Below are 21515 nucleotides of genomic sequence, written 5' to 3'. Positions count from 1 at the left end.
GTTTCGTTCGGATGGCCGCTCCGCTCCGGGCTTTTCTGCCCCGCTCGGCGACAGACAGAACATTACCTGATCGCGGGCGGTGCTCCAAAACGGGTTATCCACCGGGGGGTCCGGGCGCGCCGGCGGACGCCGCCGGGCCGGCCGCCAAGCGCCACCACCCCCGGGCGCGCGGCCCGGGGGTGGTGGCGTCTGTGCAGGTGGGAGTGGGTGTCAGCGCTGCGCCGCGAGGCGCTCCAGCGCCGCGTCCACCCGGGCCAGGGTGCGCTCGCGCCCCAGCACCTCCAGGGACTCGAACAGCGGCAGGCCGACCGTCCGGCCCGTGACGGCGACGCGGACCGGCGCCTGGGCCTTGCCCAGCTTCAGCCCGTGCTCCTCGCCGGCGGCCAGCACGGCCTCCTTCAGCGGCTCGGCGGTCCAGGACCCGGCGGCGGCCAGCTTCTCCCGGGCCGTGCGCAGCAGCTCGTCCGCGCCCGGCTTCATGGCCTTGTCCCAGGACGCCTCGTCCCGCACCGGCTCCTTCAGGAAGAGGAAGTCGACGTTGGCCGTGATGTCGGAGAGCACCGTGAGCCGCGTCTGCGCGTGCGGGGCGATGGCCTCCCAGGCCGCCTGGTCGAAGTCCTCCGCCGGCCAGGGCGCGTGCGGGGCCGTCAGCCACGGCGCGCAGGCCGCGGTGAAGTCCTTCACGTCGAGCCGGCGGATGTGGTCGGCGTTGATGGCCTCGGCCTTCTTCAGGTCGAAGCGGGCCGGGTTGGCCACGACGTCGTGTACGTCGAAGGCCGCCACCAGCTCCTCGACCGAGAAGACGTCCCGGTCGGCGGAGAGCGACCAGCCCAGCAGGGCCAGGTAGTTGAGCAGGCCCTCCGGCAGGAAGCCGCGCTCGCGGTAGAGGTTCAGCGAGGACTGCGGGTCGCGCTTGGAGAGCTTCTTGTTGCCCTCGCCCATGACGTACGGCAGATGGCCGAACTCCGGGACCGTGCCGTTGCCCACGCCGATGTCGGCCAGCGCCCGGTAGAGCGCGATCTGGCGCGGGGTGGAGGACAGCAGGTCCTCGCCGCGCAGTACGTGGGTGATCTCCATCAGGGCGTCGTCGACCGGGTTCACCAGGGTGTACAGCGGGGCGCCGTTGGCGCGCACGATGCCGTAGTCGGTGACGTTCTCCGGCTGGAAGGTGAGCTCGCCGCGGACGACGTCCGTGAAGGTGATCACCTCGTCGGGCATCCGGAAGCGGACGATGGACGCGCGGCCCTCCGCCTCGTACGCGGCGATCTGCCCGGCGGTCAGGTCGCGGCAGTGGCCGTCGTAACCCGAGGCCTTGCCGGCGGCGCGGGCGGCCTCGCGGCGCTCCTCCAGCTCCTCGGCGGTGCAGTAGCAGCGGTAGGCGTGTCCGGCCTCCTGCAGCCTGCGCGCCACGTCGGCGTAGACGTCCATGCGCTGCGACTGCCGGTACGGGGCGTGCGGGCCGCCCACCTCGGGACCCTCGTCCCAGTTCAGGCCCAGCCAGCGCAGGGAGTCCAGCAGCGCCTGGTACGACTCCTCCGAGTCGCGGGCGGCGTCGGTGTCCTCGATGCGGAAGACCAGGGTGCCGCCGGTGTGGCGGGCGTAGGCCCAGTTGAACAGGGCGGTGCGGACCAGGCCCACATGGGGGTTGCCGGTCGGGGAGGGGCAGAAACGTACGCGGACGTTCTTGGGGGATGCGCTAGCCACGCTTGATCACCTTGTTGGTGAGAGTGCCGATGCCTTCAATGGTGACGGCGACCTCGTCGCCGACGTTCAGGGGACCGACACCCGCCGGGGTGCCGGTGAGGATGACGTCTCCGGGGAGGAGCGTCATCGCCTCGGTGATGTGCGCGATCAGCTCGGGGACCGAACGGATCATGTCGGCCGTACGGCCGAGCTGGCGCTGTTCACCGTTGACCGTGCACTGGATGCCGAGGTCACCCGGGTCCAGGTCGGTCTCGATCCAGGGGCCGAGGGGGCAGGAGGAGTCGAAGCCCTTGGCCCGCGCCCACTGCTTCTCCCGCTGCTGGACGTCGCGCGCGGTCAGGTCGTTGGCGCAGGTGTAGCCGAGGATCACGTCCGCGGCGCGCTCCACGGGCACCTCGCGGCACATCCGGCCGATCACCACGGCCAGCTCGGCCTCGTAGTGCACCTCGGCGGAGAAGGGCGGGTAGACCACCGGGTCGGCGGGGCCGACCACGGAGGTGGAGGGCTTGAGGAAGGTGAGGGGCGCCTCGGGCACCTCGTTCCCCAGCTCCGCGGCGTGCTCGGCGTAGTTGCGGCCGACCGCGACGATCTTGCTGGGCAGGACCGGGGGCAGCAGCCTCACCTGGGCCAGGGGGATCTGCTTTCCGGAGCGTTCGACCTCCCCGAAGGGGTGGCCGACGATGATGTCGAGCTGGTCGCGCTCAAGGACGCCGAAAGCGACGTTCCCTTCTAGGGAGAACCTGGCGATGCGCACGGGATGCTGCTGCCTTTGCTTGCCGGAGGATCTGGTCGCTCCAGGCTATCCGCCCCGGACGGCCGGGGCCTGCGGATATGGGCGGCCGGGCGGGCCGCGTCCGCGCAGGAGAATCCGCGCATGAAAAGAGGCGCCCCCTCGGGGACGCCTCGCGACCGCGGCGCGCTCAGCTCTGGGGAGCGTCCACCAGCACGGTGCGCCGGGGGTTGGCCGTCTGCGCCGGGAGCTCCACCGGGTGCTCGACCGTCGCCGGCTGCAGCTCCTCCGCGTCCTGGAGGTGGACCAGGGTGGTCCGGCGGGGGTTGGCGGTGCTGGCTATGGTCCGGAACATCGGCGCGCTCTCCACTACGGATCTGAAGGGGCATGGATCTTTACGGCGAATACAGATATGTAAAGCGCCAGGCTAGCCCGCCCTTCCCAGCCCCCGGACCCATCACCCGTGGCCCCGATGTGAAGTTGGTCACTTCCCATGTAACAAATCAACTGAAACTGAAGCGATCCATGATCCAGGAAAACGGTCATTCCATGGCTCATTGGTCTATTCAACGCCCGCCAGGTGCTACCTGGACAGCGCGCGCACTCGCGCAGCTCATTACCAAATGTCCGAAATCTCGATGGCGTTATTGAACCCCCCGTGCCTGTCGACTCACACAGGGTCACGGTAGTCACACTGTTACCCCCGGGCCTTGTTGGAGATCCGGCACTGTGCTGGAATTCCACGGACCGTCGCTGGACTGCAGCCGGCTCGGCGGGCGCAAAGGGGCGCTTGTTGGTGGGCTGCACGGGGAAGTGGCGCCGGTTCACGTAGGACACCGACCGCGGGGCCCCCGGTTCCCGCACGACTCGACCGCCGTTCCTGACGCCTCGCGGCAGGAGCCTGGTCCAGAGGTTGCGACGCCAGTGCAGGGACGTTTCAAGAGGGATGGCAACGGGCATCCCCAGGGGCCGGGAGCCCGTGGGGGAGTCTCGGGTGAGCCGGAGCCGCAGGGGATGACCGCCCGGGACGGTGGTTCCGGGAACCAGGGTGCGCAGTCGGCCGGACCGTCGAGGCAGGGTGCCGCCGCTGACGCCCCGCGAATACCCGCGCCCGAGGCCGGCGCGTACGCGCCGCGCGTCCCGTCCGGCGCGCACGTCAAGCAGGGCTCGCGCATGGCCCTGCGCAACTGGCGTATCTCCACCCGTCTGGTGTCCCTCCTCGCCCTGCCGGTCGTCGCCGCGACCACGCTGGGCGCGCTGCGTATCGAGTCCTCCTGGAAGGACATGCAGCGCCAGGAGGACATGAAGCTCCTCACCGAGATGACGGAGCAGGCGACCAACCTCGCCAAGCAGATCCAGAGCGAGCGCGACAAGTCCGCCGGCGCGATCATCGAAGAGGGCCCGAAGGACTCCGAGGTCCAGTACCTGCGTGAGACCACCGCGGGCTACGTCGAGCGCTTCAACAACGCCACCAGGAAGATCGAGAGCTCCGACACCGGGTCGCTGCGCGGTGTCCGAAGCAGCCTCCTGCGGATCAGCAGCAAGCTGCAGCAGCTGGACGCGATCCGCGAGAAGGCCTTCATCGGCGACAACGGCGACAAGGGCGCCAACGCCCTGCAGAGCGTGCAGGCGTACAGCGAGGTCATCGACTCGCTGATCGACCTGTCCAACGACATGGCCGCCGCCACGAACAACTCCGACATGATCGAGGCCACCCGCGCCCTCGCGATCTTCTCCTCCGCCAAGGAGAACGCCTCGATCCAGCGCGCGGTCGCCTCCGCCGGTATCGCGGCGCGGAACGCGCTGACCCCGGAGGAGGAGGCCGAGGTCAGCGCGGCGGTGACGAACGAGAAGGACGACATCAAGCAGTTCACGCAGCTCTACGGCCAGCAGGACGCCGAGGAGCTGCTCGACCCGCTGCAGAGCAACAACGCGATCCAGCAGGCCAACCAGCTCGTCAAGAACCTGCTGAACCACCCGCAGGACCCCGGGCAGGCGGGCATCACCACGCACCTCAACTGGTTCCAGACCTACTCGCCCCGCCTGGAGCAGATGGACAAGATCGAGGCGACGCTGCTGCAGGGTCTGCAGCAGAAGTCCCGTCAGCTGGCCGCCGAGGCCGAGCGGGACGCCTGGATCTCCGGTGCGCTGATCATCCTCGTCCTGGGTATCTCGCTGACCGGCGCGTTCATCGTGGCCCGCTCCATGGTGCGCTCGCTGCGCCGGCTGCAGGACACCGCCGAGGTCGTGGCCCAGAAGCGGCTGCCCGAGCTGGTCAAGCAGCTCTCCGAGGCGGACCCGCAGGACGTCGACACCTCCGTGGAGTCCGTGGGCATCCACACGCGTGACGAGATCGGCAAGGTGGCCGCGGCCTTCGACGACGTGCACCGCGAGGCGGTCCGACTGGCCGCCGAGCAGGCGCTGCTGCGAGGGAACGTCAACGCGATGTTCACCAACCTCTCGCGCCGCTCCCAGGGTCTGATCCAGCGCCAGCTGTCCCTGATCTCCGAGCTCGAGTCCCGTGAGGCCGACCCGGACCAGCTGGCCTCGCTGTTCAAGCTCGACCACCTCGCCACCCGCATGCGCCGTAACGGTGAGAACCTGCTCGTTCTCGCCGGTGAGGAGCCGGGCCGCCGGTGGACCCGCCCCGTGCCGCTGGTCGACGTGCTCCGCGCCGCCGCGTCCGAGGTGGAGCAGTACGAGCGCATCGAGCTCAGCGCGGTGCCCGCGACCCAGGTCGCCGGCCGCGTCGTCAACGACCTCGTACACCTCCTCGCCGAGCTGCTCGAGAACGCGACCTCCTTCTCCTCGCCGCAGACCAAGGTCAAGGTCACCGGTCACGCCCTGCCCGACGGCCGGGTGCTGATCGAGATCCACGACACCGGTATCGGCCTGTCGCCCGAGGACCTCGCGGCGATCAACGAGCGCCTCGCGTCCCCGCCCACCGTGGACGTCTCGGTCTCCCGCCGCATGGGTCTGTTCGTGGTCGGCCGGCTGTCCCTGCGGCACGGCATCCGGATCCAGCTGCGGCCCTCCGACTCCGGTGGTACGACGGCACTCGTCATGCTGCCCGTGGACGTCACCCAGAACGGCCAGAACTCCGGCGGCAAGCAGTCGCCCGCGGCGGCCGGCCCGACGAAGGGCAGCGCCACCAGCCGGCTCGGCGCGGCGCAGCAGCGCGGCCAGCTCGGCCGCGGCGCCACCGAGCAGCTCGGCTCCGGCGGGCAGCGGCCCGCCCTGCCGAGCCGCGGCGAGGGCGTCGGCCAGCAGCCGATGGGCGGCCGTCCCGGCGGTCCCTCGCTGCCGACCCGGGGCGAGACCCAGCACTCGGGTGCGCAGGACGACCGGTTCGCCGCCCGGATGGGCGACACCGGCCGCATCCCGCCGGTGACGGACGGTCCGCGCGGGCACGAGGAGGTCGACTCCACCGCGCAGTTCGCCCGCCCCGACTTCTCCGGTCCGGCGCCGGCCGCGCAGCCGAACCCGGGCATGCCCGCAGGTCCGGCGCAGCCGCCCGTTCCCGGGCAGGCCGCCTCGTACGGCAGCGCGCACGACACCGGCCAGTTCCCGATGCCGGGTCCGGGTCCGCAGCAGACCGGGCAGTTCCAGACGGGCCAGTTCCCGACCGGTCCGCACCAGACCGGCCAGTTCCCGGCGCCGCACGACACGGGGCAGATGCCGCGCATCCAGGACACCGGGCAGATGCCGCGGATCCAGGACACCGGCCAGCTGCCGCGCGTCCAGGACACGGGCCAGTTCCCGATGCCCGGTCCGCAGCACACGGGCGAGTACGCGCAGCCGCACGACACGGGTCAGTTCCCGGCGCCGCAGCCGTACGACACCGGCCAGTACCCGGCGCCGGAGCCGCAGCGCACCGGCGAGTACCCGCAGCCGCGCCAGCCGCACGACACGGGCCAGTTCGCCAGCGCCGCGTACCAGGACGGCCAGCCGCTCGGCGACACCATGGCGCCCCGCGGCAACGAGCCCACCCCGCTCTTCTCGGAGCTGGAGTCGGACTGGTTCCGCGGCACCCGCGGCGGCCGGGTCGTACCGCCGGTCCCGGCCCCGCAGCCGGCCACCCCGCCGGCGCCGGCCCAGGCGCCGCGGATGCCGGAGCCGGCGCAGCGTGCGACCACCACGACCGCGCCCGCCATCCCGCCCCGGCCCAGCCGGGGTCCGGCCCCGATGACCGCACCGGCCGCCCCCGCGGCCGCGCCCCAGCAGCAGCCGGAGTGGCGCCAGTCGCCGAACGACGCCGTATGGCGCCGGGCCGAGCAGCTGCGCACCGGACCGTCGGCCGGTGGCATCACCACCTCGGGCCTGCCCCGCCGCGTCCCCCGCGCCAATCTGGTCGAGGGCTCCGCACAGCAGCAGAGCAACCAGAGCGGCCCCCAGGTCTCCCGCGCCCCTGACCAGGTGCGTGGGCGTCTGACCAGCCTGCGACGGGGAATCGAGCAGGGCAGGCAGGCCGGCGGCACGAACGGCAGTAACAGCAGTGGCTACGGCCCCCCCACCTACAGCCAGGAGCGTTAGTTGAGTCCGATGAGCCAGGCGGCGCAGAATCTGAACTGGTTGATCACCAATTTCGTGGACAACACCCCTGGGGTGTCGCACACGGTGGTGGTCTCCGCGGACGGGCTTCTTCTGGCGATGTCCGAGGGCTTCCCGCGCGACCGCGCGGATCAGCTCGCCGCGGTGGCCTCGGGGCTGACCTCCCTGACGGCCGGTGCCTCCCGCATCTTCGAGGGCGGCAGCGTGAACCAGACCGTGGTGGAGATGGAGCGGGGTTTCCTCTTCATCATGTCGATCTCCGACGGCTCCTCGCTGGCCGTACTGGCCCACCCGGAGTGCGACATCGGCCTGGTCGGCTACGAAATGGCGCTGCTGGTCGACCGGGCGGGCGCCGTGCTCACCCCGGACCTGCGCGCCGAACTGCAAGGCAGTCTTCTCAACTGAACACCGAGTCCCGCCCCGGAGGATCCATGACCCCGCCACCCGCCTCACCCGACGCGTACGGCGGTGCGCACGCACCGTACGAGGGTGAAGGCGACCAGCCCCTGGTCAGGCCGTACGCGATGACGGGCGGCCGGACCCGGCCCCGCTACCAGCTCGCCATCGAGGCGCTCGTCAGCACGACGGCCGACCCGATGCGGCTGCAGGGTCTGCTCCCTGAGCACCAGCGGATCTGCCATCTCTGCCGTGAGATCAAGTCGGTGGCGGAGGTCTCGGCGCTGCTCGCCATCCCGCTGGGCGTGGCGCGCATCCTCGTCGCCGACCTCGCCGAGGCCGGCCTGGTGGCGATCCACCAGCCGGGCGGTGGCAGCGAGGCAGACGGAACCCCAGATGTGACACTGCTCGAAAGGGTGCTCAGTGGACTTCGCAAGCTCTAACGCCGGATACGGCGGGGGAAGTGCTCCCTCCCGTTCCACCACCTCCGCGAAGATCGTGGTGGCGGGTGGCTTCGGCGTGGGCAAGACCACGTTCGTCGGCTCCGTGTCGGAGATCAACCCGCTGCGCACGGAGGCGGTCATGACGTCCGCCTCGGCGGGCATCGACGACCTCTCGCAGGTCGCGGACAAGACCACCACGACGGTGGCGATGGACTTCGGCCGTATCACGCTGGACCAGGACCTGATCCTGTACCTCTTCGGTACGCCGGGCCAGGACCGCTTCTGGTTCATGTGGGACGACCTGGTCCGTGGTGCGATCGGCGCGGTCGTCCTGGTCGACACGCGCCGTCTGGCGGACTGCTTCCCGGCGGTGGACTACTTCGAGAACTCGGGCCTGCCGTTCATCATCGCGCTGAACGGCTTCGACGGTCACCAGCCGTACCAGCCGGAAGAGGTCCGCGAGGCGCTGCAGATCGGCCCCGAGACGCCGATCATCACCACCGACGCGCGGCAGCGCTCGGAGGCGAAGTCCTCGCTGATCACTCTGGTCGAGCACGCGCTGATGGCCCGGCTGAAGTAGACGCTTCGCACAGCGGGGGCGCGTGCTCAAGTAGGCGGTCCGTACGGGTTGTTGGGAAGGGCGGACTGTGTCATTCGGCACAGTCCGCCCTTTCGCGCCCGCCGCTGCTTCATAACATTTCGACAGAGAATTGCTGGTCGGGCACAACATTGCGTTGGCGGACGGTTCCGTTCTGCTCATCGCCGGGCAGTCATTTGACGGCCCTTGAGGCCGATGTCGCTTTTGTCGGCGGCTCGGTGACCGCGGCCCGCCCTTCCCCGGAGGTTTGTTAACGGCCGCGTGCCGTGCTGGAATTCCCTGAACTGACTGCTGAGTAGGTCGAGAGGTTGTTGGTCCGTGAGGCGCACCAAGGGCACCCCGCACCAGAAGCGGGGCAACTCCACTCCGCCGGCGCGCACCGCCGCGGCGCCGCAAGCCGTCGCGCCGGCCGAGCCGCTGCCCAGGAGCGGCAGCCGGATGTCACCGCGGAACTGGCGGGTGCGGACCCGGCTGAACGCCATCCTCCTCATCCCCGTGGTCGTCGCCCTCGTCTTCGGCGGCCTGCGGGTGAACTCCTCCATTGACACCTGGCGCGAGGCCCAGGACGCCGAGCGCGTCGCCCGCCTGGTGCAGACCGCCGCCGCCTACGCGTACGCCGTGATGAACGAGCGCGACGTCACCGCCGCGCCGCTGCTCACCGGTGACGAGGACAGCAACGAGGTCGCGCAGGCCCGGGACATCACCGACGAGGCGCAGCGCACGTTCCACGCCCAGCTCCAGGACATCCCCGACACGGCCGCGCTCAAGCGCCGTATCAAGCACATCGAGGAGGCCGAGGCGGCGCTGCCCAAGCTCCGCGACGCCGCCTACACCAGCAAGCTGAAGAACACCGAGGAGCAGTACGCCCTCATCTACCGGCCGCTGATGGCGCTGACCAACGAGCTGGGCCTCGGCACCAGCAACATCACCAGCTTCGGCCGCACCCTCTACGCGGTCGCGCTGACCGAGAGCGCCGCCTCCCTGGACCGCGCCATTGGTATGCACCTCCTGGTCATGGACAAGGCGACCGACGAGCAGAAGGCCCAGGTCAAGATGGCCTTCGCCTCCTACGCCCGGCTCGAGGCGATCGCCGTGGAGGAGTTCAGGTTCGGCGGCCGGCCGCAGGACGGCGAGCGGCTGGACGCCCTGCTCGAGGAGGCCAAGGCCAAGGGCGAGGAGCAGATCACCGAGACCGCCGAGAAGGCGAAGGCCGCCGGGCAGCCGTTCAAGGCCCCGCCGCCGATCACCGAGATGATCACGGCGATGGCCTCCCCCCTCGCGACCAAGCAGTCGCTGGCCGCGCAGGGCATCACCGCCAAGACCTGGTGGGCGTCCTCCACCGCGAAGTTCGAGGTCTACCGGCAGGTGGAGAAGGAGATCGCCGCCGGGGCCGTGAACGAGGCCGACGCGATCGCCACCGACGCCCGCCGCGACACGTTCGTGAACGCCGGTATCGCGGTCGGCGCCCTGTTCATCGCCTTCCTCGTGGCCGCCGTCATGGCCCGCCAGATGGGCCGCAGCCTGCGCCGGCTGCGCAACGCCGCGTTCGGCGTCGCCGAGCAGCGCCTGCCGATGCTCGTCGACCAGCTCTCGCGCACCGACCCCGGCCAGGTCGACACCCGGGTCAAGCCCATCCCCGTCAACTCCCGCGACGAAGTCGGCGAAGTCGCCCGCGCCTTCGACCAGGTCCACCGCGAGGCGGTCCGGCTGGCCGCCGAACAGGCCCTGCTGCGGGGCAACCTGAACGCCATCTTCACCAACCTCTCGCACCGCAACCAGGGCCTCATCGAGCGCCAGCTGGAGCTCATCTCCTCCCTGGAGGAGGGCGAGACGGACCCGGAGCATCTGGAGAACCTCTTCCAGATGGACCACCTGTCCACCCGTATGCGGCGCAACGGCGAGAACCTCCTGGTCCTCGCCGGCCAGGACACCGGCCGCCAGTGGGACGAGCCCGTACCGCTGCTGGACGTGCTGCGCGCCGCCACCTCCGAGGTGGAGAGCTACGAGCGCATCGAGGTCACCGGCGTACCGGACTGCGAGATCCACGGCGTCGCCGTCACCGACCTCGTCCACCTGCTGGCCGAGCTGCTGGAGAACGCCACCACCTTCTCCTCGCCGCACACCAAGGTCCGCGTCACCGCCACCCGGCTGCCGGACCGCCGCGTGATGATCGAGATCCACGACAAGGGCATCGGCCTCACCGCCGAGGACTTCGCGGACATCAACCACCGGCTGGCCAACCCGCCGGCCGTGGACGCCGCGATATCCCAGCGCATGGGCCTGTTCGTGGTCGGCCGGCTCTCCGACCGGCACGGCATCCGGGTCCAGCTGCGCCCCTCCGGCGAGCAGTCCGGCACCACCTCGCTGGTCATGCTGCCCGAGGCGATCACCTTCGGCGGCGCGCCGGAGGCCGCCCCGGAGGAGGAGTTCACGGTCTCCCGGATCATCGCCGACCGGCCGTCCTTCCAGGCGCACCAGCCGCCCCAGGCCCCGCGCGGACCCGGTGGCTTCGGCTTCGACGGGTACGCCGCACCCGGCCAGGACCGCGACACCGAGATCCTCGACCCGGTCAGCCGCTCCCTCGCCCGCGAGGAGCGCCGCGCCGCGCTGGAGGCCAAGGTCAGCCGTGGCAAGCCGCTGTTCCGCGACGAGACCCCGGCCCTGGAGGGCGGGTCCGGCGGACTGCCGCCGGGCGACGCGATGCCGCAGCAGCCGTCGTACGATCCCACGCCGCAGCAGCCGTCGTACGACCCGATGCCGCAGCAGCCGTCGTACGACGCCAACGGCCGGACCCCGCTGCCGCGGCGGACCGACAACGGCATGCCCGCCCAGCCCCAGCACGCTCCGGGTGCACCGGCCGGACCCGTCCAGCCAGTAGGATTCCAACCCCTGGAGACGGGCGACGACAACCGCTGGGAGCGCGCCGCGGGACTGCGCGCCCCCCAGACGGGCGGGACCACCTCGTCCGGACTGCCGAAGCGGGTGCCCCGGGCCAACCTGGTCGAGGGCGCCGCCACGCAGACCCCGCAGGGCGGCCCCCAGGTCTCCCGCTCCCCCGAAGACGTCCGGGGCAGGCTCAGCAACCTGCGCCGGGGTGTAGAGCAGGGGCGTGGCCACGGCCAACGCCCCGACCAGAATGACAGCAGTTTCAACCAGGGTTCCGGCCCTGGCAGCACCTACGATCAGGAGCGTTAGTGTGAGCCCGATGAGCCAGGCGGCGCAGAACCTGAACTGGTTGATCACCAACTTCGTGGACAACACCCCCGGGGTGTCGCACACGGTGGTGGTTTCCGCCGACGGACTCCTTCTGGCGATGTCCGAAGGTTTTCCGCGTGACCGCGCCGACCAACTTGCCGCGGTGGCCTCGGGGCTGACCTCCCTGACCGCCGGCGCTTCCCGCATCTTCGAGGGCGGCAGCGTCAACCAGACCGTGGTGGAGATGGAGCGCGGCTTCCTCTTCCTCATGGCCGTCTCGGACGGCTCCTCGCTGGCCGTCCTCGCCCACCCGGAGTGTGACATCGGCCTCGTGGGCTACGAGATGGCGCTGCTGGTCGACCGGGCCGGCACGGTTCTCACGCCTGACCTGCGTGCGGAGCTGCAGGGCAGCCTTCTCAACTAACAGACAACCGATGCGCATTGCATCCCAAGCGGGCTAAGGTTCGTCAAGCGCATTACAGCGTACCGACGGGGACGGGTCGGAAGGGGAAACACGTGGCAGCGCAGCACGACGGCGGGCCCTACCGCGGGTCCGCGGGCGAATGGGGCTATCAGGGCGGATACGGTCAGCAGCCGTACCGTCCGCAGGCCCCCGCGGAGCAGCCGCTCAGGAACTACGACTTCCCCTCCGCGCCCTCCCCACGGCCGGGGCACCACGCCGGCGCCCCGGCCCCGGCGCCCGCGCCCCAGCCGGGTGGCGGGTCGGCGCGGTCGGGCAGCAGGGCGCAGTCGCGGCTGGTACGCCCGTACGCGATGACGGGCGGCCGGACCCGGCCGCGCTACCAGCTCGCCATCGAGGCGCTGGTGCAGACGACCGCCGACAGCGGCCGGCTGCAGTCGCAGCTGCCCGAGCATCAGCGCATCTGCCAGCTCTGCTACGAGATCAAGTCGGTGGCGGAGATCTCGGCGCTGCTGACCATGCCGCTGGGGGTGGCCCGGATCCTCGTGGCCGACCTGGCGGAAGCGGGACTCGTGACCATCCACCAGCCTGGTGGGGATGAATCCGCGGGGGGACAGCCAGATGTGACTTTGCTCGAAAGGGTGCTCAGTGGACTTCGCAAGCTCTAACGCCGGCGGGGGCGGGGCCGCTCCGACCCGCTCCACCACGTCCGCGAAGATCGTGGTGGCGGGTGGCTTCGGCGTGGGCAAGACCACGTTCGTCGGCTCCGTGTCGGAGATCAACCCGCTGCGCACGGAGGCGGTCATGACGTCCGCCTCGGCGGGCATCGACGACCTCTCGCACGTCGCGGACAAGACCACGACCACGGTGGCGATGGACTTCGGCCGTATCACGCTGGACCAGGACCTGATCCTGTACCTCTTCGGTACGCCGGGCCAGGACCGTTTCTGGTTCATGTGGGACGACCTGGTCCGCGGTGCGATCGGCGCCGTCGTCCTGGTGGACACGCGGCGGCTGGCGGACTGCTTCCCGGCGGTGGACTACTTCGAGAACTCGGGCCTGCCGTTCATCATCGCGCTGAACGGCTTCGACGGTTACCAGCCGTACGCCCCGGAGGAGGTCCGCGAGGCCCTGCAGATCGGCCCCGAGACGCCGATCATCATCACGGACGCCCGCCAGCGCTCGGAGGCGAAGTCCTCCCTGATCACCCTGGTGGAACACGCCCTGATGGCCCGCCTCCGCTAACACGGCCACACACGCAGCGGAACCCCGCCTCTCCTTCGCGGAGGGGCGGGGTTCCGCTTTGAGCCCGTGCGGCGCCTGAGGACGAGGCGCGAAGCGCCGAAACCCCGGCGCCCAGGCGATGGGGCGAGCGGCGCAATCCCGGCGGCTAGGCGATGGGGCGAGCGGCGCATTCCCGGCGGCCAGGCGATGGGGCGAGCGGCGCATTCCCGGCGGCCAGGCGATGGGGCGAGCGGCGCAATTCCAGCCCGTCCGGCGTTTGAGGACTGAGGCGCGGAGCGCCGAATCGCGCCGCAGGCGCCGACGTGACCGGACATTCCAGCGCGCCCGGCACCGATCCAGCCCGTCCGGCGCTTGAGGACGAGGCGCGAAGCGCCGACAGGCCGGCCGCCAGGCATTACGGGGAGAGCCCGATCCCAGCCCGTCCGGCGTCTGAGGACGAGCGCCGCAGGCGCGACAAGCGGCCGCAGGCCGCACGGGGGCCCGGGGGCGCAGCCCCCGCAGCGGAAGCCGACCGGCGGGCGGACAAGCAAAAGAGCCGGCCCCCGAGGGGACCGGCTCCAAGCAACCGGAAGAAGCTGCGCGCAGCGTCAGCGCGAGACCTTACCGGCCTTGATGCACGAGGTGCAGGCGTTGAGGCGCTTCGGCGTCCCACCGATCACCGTACGGACCGTCTGGATGTTGGGGTTCCAACGACGGGGGGTACGGCGGTGCGAGTGGGAGATGCTGTTGCCGAAGCCCGGCCCCTTGCCGCAGACGTCGCAGTTGGCAGCCACGGGTCACTCCAAAGACTTCAGATGCTTACGGTTCATCGCCCGGAGATTCCCGGACAGGAATTGGCCCGATGCGTATCGGGCAACCTGAGCAGCATACTACGGCCGCCCTGGCCCCACGAAATTACCATCCGCCCCCGACCCGCACCGTGGCGGGCCTCACGCATTACGCTGCCGCCTGGGACCGCCGCGGGGCAGCCCCGTCATCCGCTGTTCACCGCGAGGAGGCACAGTTGCTGGACGCCGCTTGCGTACGGGCCTGGAGCGCCCTGGCCCTGGAGGCGCTGGGCCGCGACCGGGCGGAGATCGACGCGATCAACGTCTTCCCCGTGGCGGACGGCGACACCGGCACCAACCTCTACCTGACGGTGGAGTCCGCGGGCCAGGCCGTGGAGGCCGTCTGCACAGCGTACGGCGACACCGAACCCGCGTTCGCCGACGTGATGCACGCCATGGCCCACGGCGCCCTGCTCGGCGCCCGCGGCAACTCCGGCACGATCCTCGCGCAGCTGCTGCGGGGCATGGCCGCGGAGAGCGCCCCCGGCCCGGCCGCCGAGGCCGACTGGCTGCGCGCGGCCCTGCGCCGGGCCGCGGAGGCCGCCCGCGAGGCCGTGGCGCATCCCGTCGAGGGCACGATGCTGAGCGTCGCCGCCGCGGCGGCCGACGAGGCGGCGACGTCCGGCCCGGACGCCGTGACCGTCGCGCGGGCCGCCCACGCGGGCGCCCGCACGGCCCTGGACGCCACCCCGGGCCAGCTGGAGGCCCTCGCCCGGGCCGGAGTGGTCGACGCGGGCGGGAGCGGCCTGGTGACCGTCCTGGGCGCCCTCGTGGACGCCCTGGAGGGCGGCCCCTCCGCCCTGCGGCTCGTGCCCTCCGCCCGGCACGTGGTGGCGGCCCCCGCGGCCGCCATGACGGCCGCCGGCCCGGGGGACCCGCACATGGCGGACGGAGGGCCTGCGTACGAGGTGATCTACCTCCTCGACGCCGACGACGCGGCCGTCACCACCCTGCGTGAGCGGCTCGACTCCCTCGGCGACTCCCTGGTCGTCAGCGGCGGCGACGGCCTGTGGCGGGTCCACGTCCACGTCGACGACCCCGGCGCGGCGCTGGAGGCCGGCGGCGAGGCGGGCCGTCCGCACCGGATCCAGATCACGCACTTCTGCGCCGAGAACGGCGGCCCGGAGGCGGTACGGGAGGGGCGCGCGGTCGTCCTCGTCGTGCCCGGACCCGGCCTGGCCGAGCTGTGCACGGACGCCGGTGCCACCGCCCTCGTCGCCTCCGCCGGGGAGCCCCCGGCCAGCGGCGAGCTGGCCGCGGCGATCGCCGCCACGGGCGCCCACGAGGTGGTCCTCCTCCCCAACGACGCCTCCCTGCGCCACGCGGCGGCCGTCGCCGTCGAGCAGGCCCGCGCGGACGGGCGCCGCGTCGCGCTCATCCCGACCCGCTCGCCCGTCCAGGGCCTCGCCGCGCTCGCCGTGCACGAGCCGGAGCGGCGCTTCGACGAGGACGTGGTCGCCATGACGTCGGCGGCGGGCGCCACCCGGCACGCGGAGCTGCTGGTCGCGGACGAGCGGTCGTGGACCTCCGCCGGGATCTGCGAGCGGGGCGACATACTCGGGCTCATCGAGGGGGACGTCGCGGTCATCGGGCAGGACGTCGCGGACACGGCGGAGGCGGTCCTCGACCGGATGCTCGCGGCCGGCGGCGAACTGGTGACCCTCGTGCTGGGCCCCACGGCGCCCGACGGCCTCGCGGAACGGCTGCAGGCGCACGTACGGCGCAGCCACCTGGCGGTGGACACGGTGGTGTACGACGGCGGGCAGGAGGGCGCCTGCCTGCTCATCGGCGTGGAGTGAGCGGGCAGGCGCCCGCGAGGAGGGCCCCGGAGCCAAGGGCGCTCACGCCGAGGGCCCCGGAGTCCAGGACGTTCCCGCCGAGTGCCCCGGAGCCCGGGCTCACTCCCCGGAGAGGTACTCCAGCAGGCTCTCCGCCTCCACGCGGTACGGACCCGTCTCCTCGTCGTCGCCCGCGCACAGGCCGATGATCCGCCGGGCCCGCTCCCGGGCGTCCGCCTCGCGGCCCCCGTCCGACTCGGTCCACGCCGCGAGCAGCTCCGCGTCCAGGACGCCGATCCGGTCGCCCGCCGCGCGGAACGCCTCCGCCGCACGGTCGGCCCACGGCAGCGCCGCCAGCTCGGTGTCCTCTCCGGTGCGGCTCAGCAGCCGCGCGGTCTGCAGACACGTGTCTGCCAGCACCTCGCGCAGGCCGTCGGCGTCCGCCGCCTCGCACTCCTCGACGGCACGCTCCATCAGAGCCAGCGCCTCCTGCCCGTCCTCGTACGCCAGCAGCCACGCCCGCGCCCGCAGGGTCCGTACCAGGTCCGCCGTCTCTCCCAGGGCGCGCCACAGCTCCCCGGCCCGCTCGAAGGCGCGGGCAGCCTCGTCCCGCAGGCCCGCCTGCTCCAGGGCGCCCGCCGCGAGATGGGCCAGCCGGGCGTGGTCGGGGCGGCCCTTGTCCGGCCAGTCCTTGGCGACGTCCGCCGCGAGCAGATACTGCTCGGCCGCCTCCCGGTGCTCCTGGCGCGCGGCCAGACAGTCGCCGAGCCACCAGCGGGCCTGTACGACGGCGTCGTCGCCGTGCCGCTCCGCCGTCAGGTCCACCAGCGCGGCCTCCAGCACGGCCAGGGCCTCGTCGGTACGACCCAGCCGCACGTACAGCCCGCCGAGCCGAAGCCGCGCCCACGCGCCGGGACCCTCGGAGAGCCCCGCCTCGTCCGCCCAGTGCGCCGCCTGCAGGGCGTGCGCGGCGGCCCGGTCGTCGCGGTCCGTGCCGGCGTACACGTCCATGAGCAGACCGTGCAGCTGGCTGTACCCGGCCGGTGTGAGCAGGTCCGTCCCGCGCTCCAGCGCCGCGAGCGCGGCCTCCTCGGCCGTGTCGGGACGGTCGAGCCGTACGCCGACCTGGGCCAGCCGGGCGTACGGCTCGACCGCGAACCAGCCGAGCCCGGCGCCGTCGGCCGTCTCCGCGGCCAGCCGGAGATGGCCGGCGGCCTCCGCCGGCTCCTCGCGGTGTTCGGCGAGGTCGCCGAGCCGGGCGTGCGCCTCGGAGATCCGTACGGCCAGATGCGGGTCCGCGCCGTGCGGCCCGGCGAAGTCCAGCAGCTCCCGGAGAGCCGCGGAGGCCTGCGCGGACAGGTCGTCGCCGGCGTTCCCGGGCGGTGTCCCGCCCGAGGACGGCTCGCGCAGGGACAGCTCGTGCAGGACCCGGCCCCGGCAGAGCAAAGCCGCCGCCAGATGCCGCGCCTGCGCGCGCCCCGTCGCGTGCTCGCCGCGTGCCCTGTCGAGCGCCGCGGCGGACGCCGCCACGGCCCCGGGCGCGTCACCGGCCAGCGCGAGGGAGTACGCGGCCTTCGCCGCGGCGGCCACGGCCTCGCCCCACGCCTCCGCCTGCTCGTACGCCGCTGCCGCCTCGCGCAGCAGCTCCGCCGCCTCGGCGTCCGCGACGTCCCGGCGCGCGGCGCGGTGCGCCGCGAACTCCGCGCGGTCGTACGCCCCGAGCTCCACACCCTCCCGGTCGGCGGCCCGTTCCGCCGCCGCCCAGGCGTCCCCCGCCTCGGGCCGCAGCCCCTCCGACAGCCGCCGCGCCTCGGCGAGGAGGCCCGCGAAGTCGGGTGCGGGGGAGGGGTGTTCGCCCGACCCCGCAGCCGATGTCCCTTCGCCGGCCGAAGCCGTCGTCCCTTCGCCGACCGGAGCGGACGTCGCCGCGTCCGCCCGTACGGACGTCGCTTCGCCCGCACCGGCCGATGCCGGCCGCGCCGCCCGCACCCCCAGCGGCAGCCGGTCCACCAGCGGCTGTCGCGACAGCCGCTCGCGCACCCGCGCCGACACCGCCGCGGTGCCGTTGCGTGCGTCGAAACGGGCCGCGAGAGCCAGCGCCTCCGCCTCGGCATGCGGGGCCAGCGAGGCAGCCGTCCACGTCCGCCCGGCGGGACCCGGCACCGGGACCGCGCCGTGGCCGAGGGCGGTCAGGCGGCGGGTGAGCACGGCGGTGACCGCCAGGTACTCCATGAGGCTGTTCGGGCCGCCGTCCTCCGTCAGATACGCGGGCCGCTCCGCCAGCAGTTCGAGGCCGCGCGCCTCGTTGCCGGTCAGTGCGCAGAACTCGATGTGGCTGGCGGCGGCGTCGCGCATCGAGTCCATCGACCGCACCAGCCGCCAGCCGCGCAGATGGTTCGCCCGCGCCTCGTCCAGCCGGCCGAGCCGCAGCAGCGGCAGCAGGGACGAGGCGAGCGCGGCGTGCGGCTCGTGCAGACAGGTGTGCCGGCCGGCCAGGACCGGCTCCCAGGTCCGCAGCGCCGCCTCGTCGTCGCCCCTGGTCAGCTGCCAGTAGCCCTGGCCGTGCAGCTCGCAGGCGTGGCAGTCGGCCATCTCGTCGCGGTCGGCGGCCAGCCACGCCGCGAACGCCCGCTCGGCACGCGCGTGGTCGCCGACGTGCTGGGCGATGCGGTGCTCGCCCTGCCGCACCGCGCGCTCGGAGTGCCCGGCGACGCGGTAGCGCTGCTCCATCTCCGCGTGCCACTTGCTGATCGAGGCCAGCGGGATGTGCGGCTGGTCCAGCATGTCGGCGGAGACCCACTTGAAGACCCAGTGCAGATGGTGCGCCTCCCACCCGCCGAACTCCTCCGGCCGCTCGTCGAACATCCGCAGCACGCGCGCGAACGGGACGAACATCTTGTCCCGCTCCAGGCTGAAGGTGTACGCCGAGACGAGGTTGAACAGCGCCGTGATCAGCAGCGGGCGGTCGCCCGTGGCCTCGACCTCCGCCAGCAGGCGTTCGGCGCGGGCGGTACGGGCCGGGCTCTCGGGCTCGTGCCCGTTCTCCCAGATGGCGCGCCGGAGTTCGGTGTCGTCGGAGGTCGTCATCGGCCCTCCTCCCGCTCCGTGCCGGCCGTCCGGCCCGCGCCCGGCGCCGCCCACTCCAGCAGCCCCAGGAACGCGCGGTTCAGCAGCGCCGAGTCAGCCGGCCGCAGCGGGCGCTGTGCCATCAGCAGCGCCTGTCCGTACAGCGCCTCCGTCGCCGTGCCCGCCAGCCCGGCGTCGCCGATCGACGCGATCCGGCGGATCAGCGGGTTGAGGTGGTTCAGCACCAGCCGGGTGCGCGGCGCGCTGCCGCGCAGGGAGCCCAGGATGTCCGCCCACAGGTCGTCCGCCTGCCCGGCCTCCTCCGCCCGCGCCCGCTCGTGCCGCGCGGCCCGGTCGTCCAGATGGAGGGCGGGCACCGTTACGGGGTGGAAGGAGCGCAGCACGACATCGCAGCCCAGCGGGTCCATCCGGGCCCGCGCCACGGCCAGGAAGGCGCTCAGCGCCAGCTCCTCGTCCGCGTCCACGGTGTCCAGGTGGGCGGTCACCGTCTCCGCGTCGAGCTCGGCGACGGCCGTCCCGGGCCGTACCCGGGGGAGCAGCTCCACCAGCTCCGCGTCGTACGTGTAGCCGCCGTTGACGACCCCGATGCCCTGCGCCTGGGCGATCGGCGCGACCTGGCGGAACTCCTCGACGGTGCGCGTGTAGTGCACCGTGCCGTGCCGCCGCGCGAACTCCGTCAGCGTCAGCTGCCCCTCCGTCGTCTCGAACGGCAGCCACGGCAGCATGACCTTCAGCAGCTCCGCGTCGTACCGCACGAGCGACTTCACGCCGAGGTAGTGGACGTTCAGGAACTGGGCGAGTCGCTCCGGGTCGCTCGCCGCGAGGTCCGCCAGCCAGTCGCGGATCCGCCCGCCGAGCGCGTCGCGCACGCCGGCGAGGGTCTCGTCCTCGTACAGCGACTCGCGGGAGGCCGTCGGCCGCAGGCTGTCCGTGTCGATGACACAGCGCACGAAGAAGGCCCACTCGGGCAGCAGGCCGTCGGCCTTGTCGGTGAGCAGCATCCCCTTCAGATGGACGCGGTGCCCGGCGCGCTGCGCGGGGGAGACGGCCAGCGGCAGTACGTACGCGACGCCGCTCACACCCGCGAGCGGCACGTCCAGGTCGACGACGTCCAGCGGCGTGAAGCCGAACGTCTCGTGGCAGTGGCCCGCCAGCGCCACCCGGCGCGCGGCCGGGCTCGGGTACGGACGCGCCCACGGCGCGGGCAGCTCGCCGACCGGCTCGTCGCCGACCCGTACGTCGTACGGCAGCAGCGAGCCGAAGTCGCGGGCCAGTTCGCGTACGCGCTCCTCGGCCAGCCAGTCCGCGCAGCCGGGGCGCGCGGTCAGATACACGGTGGTGCCCGGCTCCTCCCGCCCGGCGCCCGGGAGGGTGCGCACGGTGTACGAGCCGTCGTCGCGCGCCGTCCACTCCACGGTCGGCGCCTGCGGGTCCCGCGAGGAACGGCTGACGACGCGGATCCGCTCGGCGACGACGAAGCACGCCAGCAGCCCGATGCCGAACTGGCCCAGGAACTCGGACCGTACGGACTCCAGCCCGTCCCCGCGCTTGGAGCTGCGCCCGATCGTCGCGAGCAGGCTGTGCACGTCGGCCTCGGTCAGCCCGACGCCGCTGTCCTCGACGCGCAGCGTGCCGTCCGCGGCGTACAGCCGCACCCGGTCGGGCGCGTCCGGCTGCAGCGCCCGGCGGGCGGTGACGGCGTCGACGGCGTTCTGCAGCAACTCGCGCAGATACACCCGCGGGCTGGAGTAGAGGTGATGGGAGAGCAGATCGACGAGTCCGCGCAGGTCGACCTGGAACATGTGCGGGGTCTGGTCCATGGGGTCAGTCATGCATCACATCGGCGCCGGCGGGGGCCCGGTCAGGGGCGGCGCGGGTCGGGCGGGCCCGCGCGGGGCGCCGCGAATAGGTGTGCGATGAAGTCGTCATCGTAGGTGCCACGTACGGGCGTTGACCAGTGGATTTCGCGGAGCGCGACGGTGCTTGCGGAGGGAACCGGTCCGCTGGGCGCCCCGTCCCAGGGCCATGATTCCCTCACGCACCGCCCTCGCCCTGACGATGTCCGCGGGCCTGCTCGCGGGCTGCGCCCAGGCGGGCGCGGAGACGGCGGCACCGCCCGCGCACACGTCGCCGCCGCCGCAGACGATCCCGTACGACCTCTCCACGCACTGCGGCATCGAGGAGGCCAGGATCGGCACCACGTACTACGAGGCGGTTCCCCCGCTGACGGACGGCAGCCACAACCCACCCGAAGGCTGGGACAACCCCACGCAACGGGGCACGATGACGCTGATCAGCGACACGGAGGCGGTCTTCCGCGACACGCGGGGCCACGAGGTGGTGTTCCACACAAGACAAGAAGCAACAACCTTCAAACACCTCTGCGAGTAGGCCCCCCGCCCCGGCGGGTTCCGGGCCACCGCCCCGCCGGGTTCTGGGTCGCCGTCCTGCCGGGTTCTGGGTCGCCGTCCTGCCGGGTTTCGGGCCGCCCCGGCGTGGGGGGGGCCCGCCCCCCCCGGGGTCGGGGGGGGGGCCCGGCC

At 72.6% G+C, this 21515-nt stretch carries 16 protein-coding genes; 10 read left to right on the top strand and 6 right to left on the bottom strand.

Going from position 1 to position 21515, the window contains the following annotated elements; all coding sequences use genetic code 11:
- Positions 1-210: 210 nt before the first annotated feature.
- The 3 genes from gltX to AB0M28_RS17770 form a co-directional block, all read right to left on the bottom strand.
- Complete coding sequence (gltX, locus tag AB0M28_RS17780; protein WP_365405062.1) at positions 211-1704, bottom strand: glutamate--tRNA ligase; 1494 nt, start codon at positions 1702-1704, stop codon at positions 211-213.
- The gene (locus AB0M28_RS17775; RefSeq protein ID WP_365405059.1) at positions 1697-2458 is read right to left on the bottom strand and encodes a fumarylacetoacetate hydrolase family protein; all 762 of its coding nucleotides are present in this window, start codon (positions 2456-2458) and stop codon (positions 1697-1699) included. Before AB0M28_RS17775 ends, gltX begins: the two co-directional genes overlap by 8 nt.
- Positions 2459-2624: 166 nt before the next feature.
- Positions 2625-2804 carry a hypothetical protein gene (locus AB0M28_RS17770; RefSeq protein ID WP_365405056.1) on the bottom strand — a complete coding sequence of 60 codons (180 nt, stop codon included), beginning with the start codon at positions 2802-2804 and terminating at the stop codon, positions 2625-2627.
- 644 nt (positions 2805-3448) lie between these two features.
- On the opposite strand from AB0M28_RS17770, the gene AB0M28_RS17765 reads away from it, so the two are divergent.
- The 8 genes from AB0M28_RS17765 to AB0M28_RS17730 all read left to right on the top strand — a co-directional run bounded on the left by AB0M28_RS17765 (position 3449) and on the right by AB0M28_RS17730 (position 13283).
- Positions 3449-6967, top strand: a complete 3519-nt coding sequence (locus AB0M28_RS17765) for a nitrate- and nitrite sensing domain-containing protein (protein WP_365405053.1) — start codon at positions 3449-3451, stop codon at positions 6965-6967.
- A gap of 9 nt (positions 6968-6976) precedes the next feature.
- Positions 6977-7390: a roadblock/LC7 domain-containing protein gene (locus AB0M28_RS17760; protein ID WP_165239165.1), complete on the top strand. Its 414-nt coding sequence runs from the start codon at positions 6977-6979 to the stop codon at positions 7388-7390.
- A 26-nt stretch (positions 7391-7416) separates the two neighbouring features.
- On the top strand, positions 7417-7824 hold the full coding sequence (locus tag AB0M28_RS17755) for a DUF742 domain-containing protein (protein ID WP_365405051.1): 408 nt from the start codon (positions 7417-7419) through the stop codon (positions 7822-7824).
- Positions 7805-8404 carry an ATP/GTP-binding protein gene (locus tag AB0M28_RS17750; protein WP_365405048.1) on the top strand — a complete coding sequence of 200 codons (600 nt, stop codon included), beginning with the start codon at positions 7805-7807 and terminating at the stop codon, positions 8402-8404. The genes AB0M28_RS17755 and AB0M28_RS17750 overlap by 20 nt, the downstream gene beginning before the upstream one ends.
- Before the next feature lie 336 nt (positions 8405-8740).
- Entirely contained in the window at positions 8741-11617 is a 2877-nt protein-coding gene (locus AB0M28_RS17745) for a nitrate- and nitrite sensing domain-containing protein (RefSeq protein ID WP_365405045.1), read from the top strand.
- Positions 11618-11627: 10 nt separating this feature from the next.
- Positions 11628-12041 (top strand): roadblock/LC7 domain-containing protein, encoded by a 414-nt coding sequence (locus tag AB0M28_RS17740; RefSeq protein WP_365405171.1) that lies wholly within the window; start codon positions 11628-11630, stop codon positions 12039-12041.
- Positions 12042-12133: 92 nt separating this feature from the next.
- Positions 12134-12706: a DUF742 domain-containing protein gene (locus AB0M28_RS17735; protein ID WP_365405041.1), complete on the top strand. Its 573-nt coding sequence runs from the start codon at positions 12134-12136 to the stop codon at positions 12704-12706.
- Positions 12687-13283 carry an ATP/GTP-binding protein gene (locus AB0M28_RS17730; protein WP_365405038.1) on the top strand — a complete coding sequence of 199 codons (597 nt, stop codon included), beginning with the start codon at positions 12687-12689 and terminating at the stop codon, positions 13281-13283. The genes AB0M28_RS17735 and AB0M28_RS17730 overlap by 20 nt, the downstream gene beginning before the upstream one ends.
- Positions 13284-13870: 587 nt before the next feature.
- On the opposite strand, the gene rpmB is transcribed toward AB0M28_RS17730, so the two are convergent.
- Positions 13871-14056 carry a 50S ribosomal protein L28 gene (gene rpmB / locus AB0M28_RS17725; protein ID WP_323377755.1) on the bottom strand — a complete coding sequence of 62 codons (186 nt, stop codon included), beginning with the start codon at positions 14054-14056 and terminating at the stop codon, positions 13871-13873.
- Between the two features lie 230 nt (positions 14057-14286).
- Between rpmB and AB0M28_RS17720 the strand changes: the two genes are divergently transcribed.
- A complete protein-coding gene (locus AB0M28_RS17720) occupies positions 14287-15909 on the top strand; it encodes a DAK2 domain-containing protein (RefSeq protein ID WP_365405034.1) in 1623 nt (540 codons plus the stop codon).
- A 99-nt stretch (positions 15910-16008) separates the two neighbouring features.
- Here AB0M28_RS17720 and AB0M28_RS17715 read toward each other — a convergent pair whose 3' ends face one another.
- Positions 16009-18975, bottom strand: coding sequence for a tetratricopeptide repeat protein (locus AB0M28_RS17715; RefSeq protein WP_365405031.1), 2967 nt, complete (start codon positions 18973-18975; stop codon positions 16009-16011).
- On the bottom strand, positions 18972-20807 hold the full coding sequence (locus AB0M28_RS17710) for an HSP90 family protein (RefSeq protein ID WP_365405028.1): 1836 nt from the start codon (positions 20805-20807) through the stop codon (positions 18972-18974). Before AB0M28_RS17710 ends, AB0M28_RS17715 begins: the two co-directional genes overlap by 4 nt.
- A 193-nt stretch (positions 20808-21000) precedes the next feature.
- On the opposite strand from AB0M28_RS17710, the gene AB0M28_RS17705 reads away from it, so the two are divergent.
- The gene (locus AB0M28_RS17705) at positions 21001-21366 is read left to right on the top strand and encodes a hypothetical protein (RefSeq protein ID WP_365405025.1); all 366 of its coding nucleotides are present in this window, start codon (positions 21001-21003) and stop codon (positions 21364-21366) included.
- Positions 21367-21515: the final 149 nt, after the last annotated feature.

Source organism: Streptomyces sp. NPDC051940 (assembly GCF_040680895.1).
Classification (GTDB): Bacteria; Actinomycetota; Actinomycetes; order Streptomycetales; family Streptomycetaceae; genus Streptomyces.
This window is presented reverse-complemented; position numbering and strand designations above follow the sequence as displayed.

Coding starts and splice junctions, on each gene's coding strand:
- AB0M28_RS17740 (WP_365405171.1), top strand. CDS start 11,628: ATGAGCCAGGCGGCGCAGAACCTGAACTGGTTGATCACCAACTTCGTG.
- AB0M28_RS17705 (WP_365405025.1), top strand. CDS start 21,001: ATGATTCCCTCACGCACCGCCCTCGCCCTGACGATGTCCGCGGGCCTG.
- AB0M28_RS17715 (WP_365405031.1), bottom strand. CDS start 18,975: ATGACGACCTCCGACGACACCGAACTCCGGCGCGCCATCTGGGAGAAC.
- AB0M28_RS17755 (WP_365405051.1), top strand. CDS start 7,417: ATGACCCCGCCACCCGCCTCACCCGACGCGTACGGCGGTGCGCACGCA.
- AB0M28_RS17765 (WP_365405053.1), top strand. CDS start 3,449: ATGACCGCCCGGGACGGTGGTTCCGGGAACCAGGGTGCGCAGTCGGCC.
- AB0M28_RS17760 (WP_165239165.1), top strand. CDS start 6,977: ATGAGCCAGGCGGCGCAGAATCTGAACTGGTTGATCACCAATTTCGTG.
- AB0M28_RS17710 (WP_365405028.1), bottom strand. CDS start 20,807: ATGACTGACCCCATGGACCAGACCCCGCACATGTTCCAGGTCGACCTG.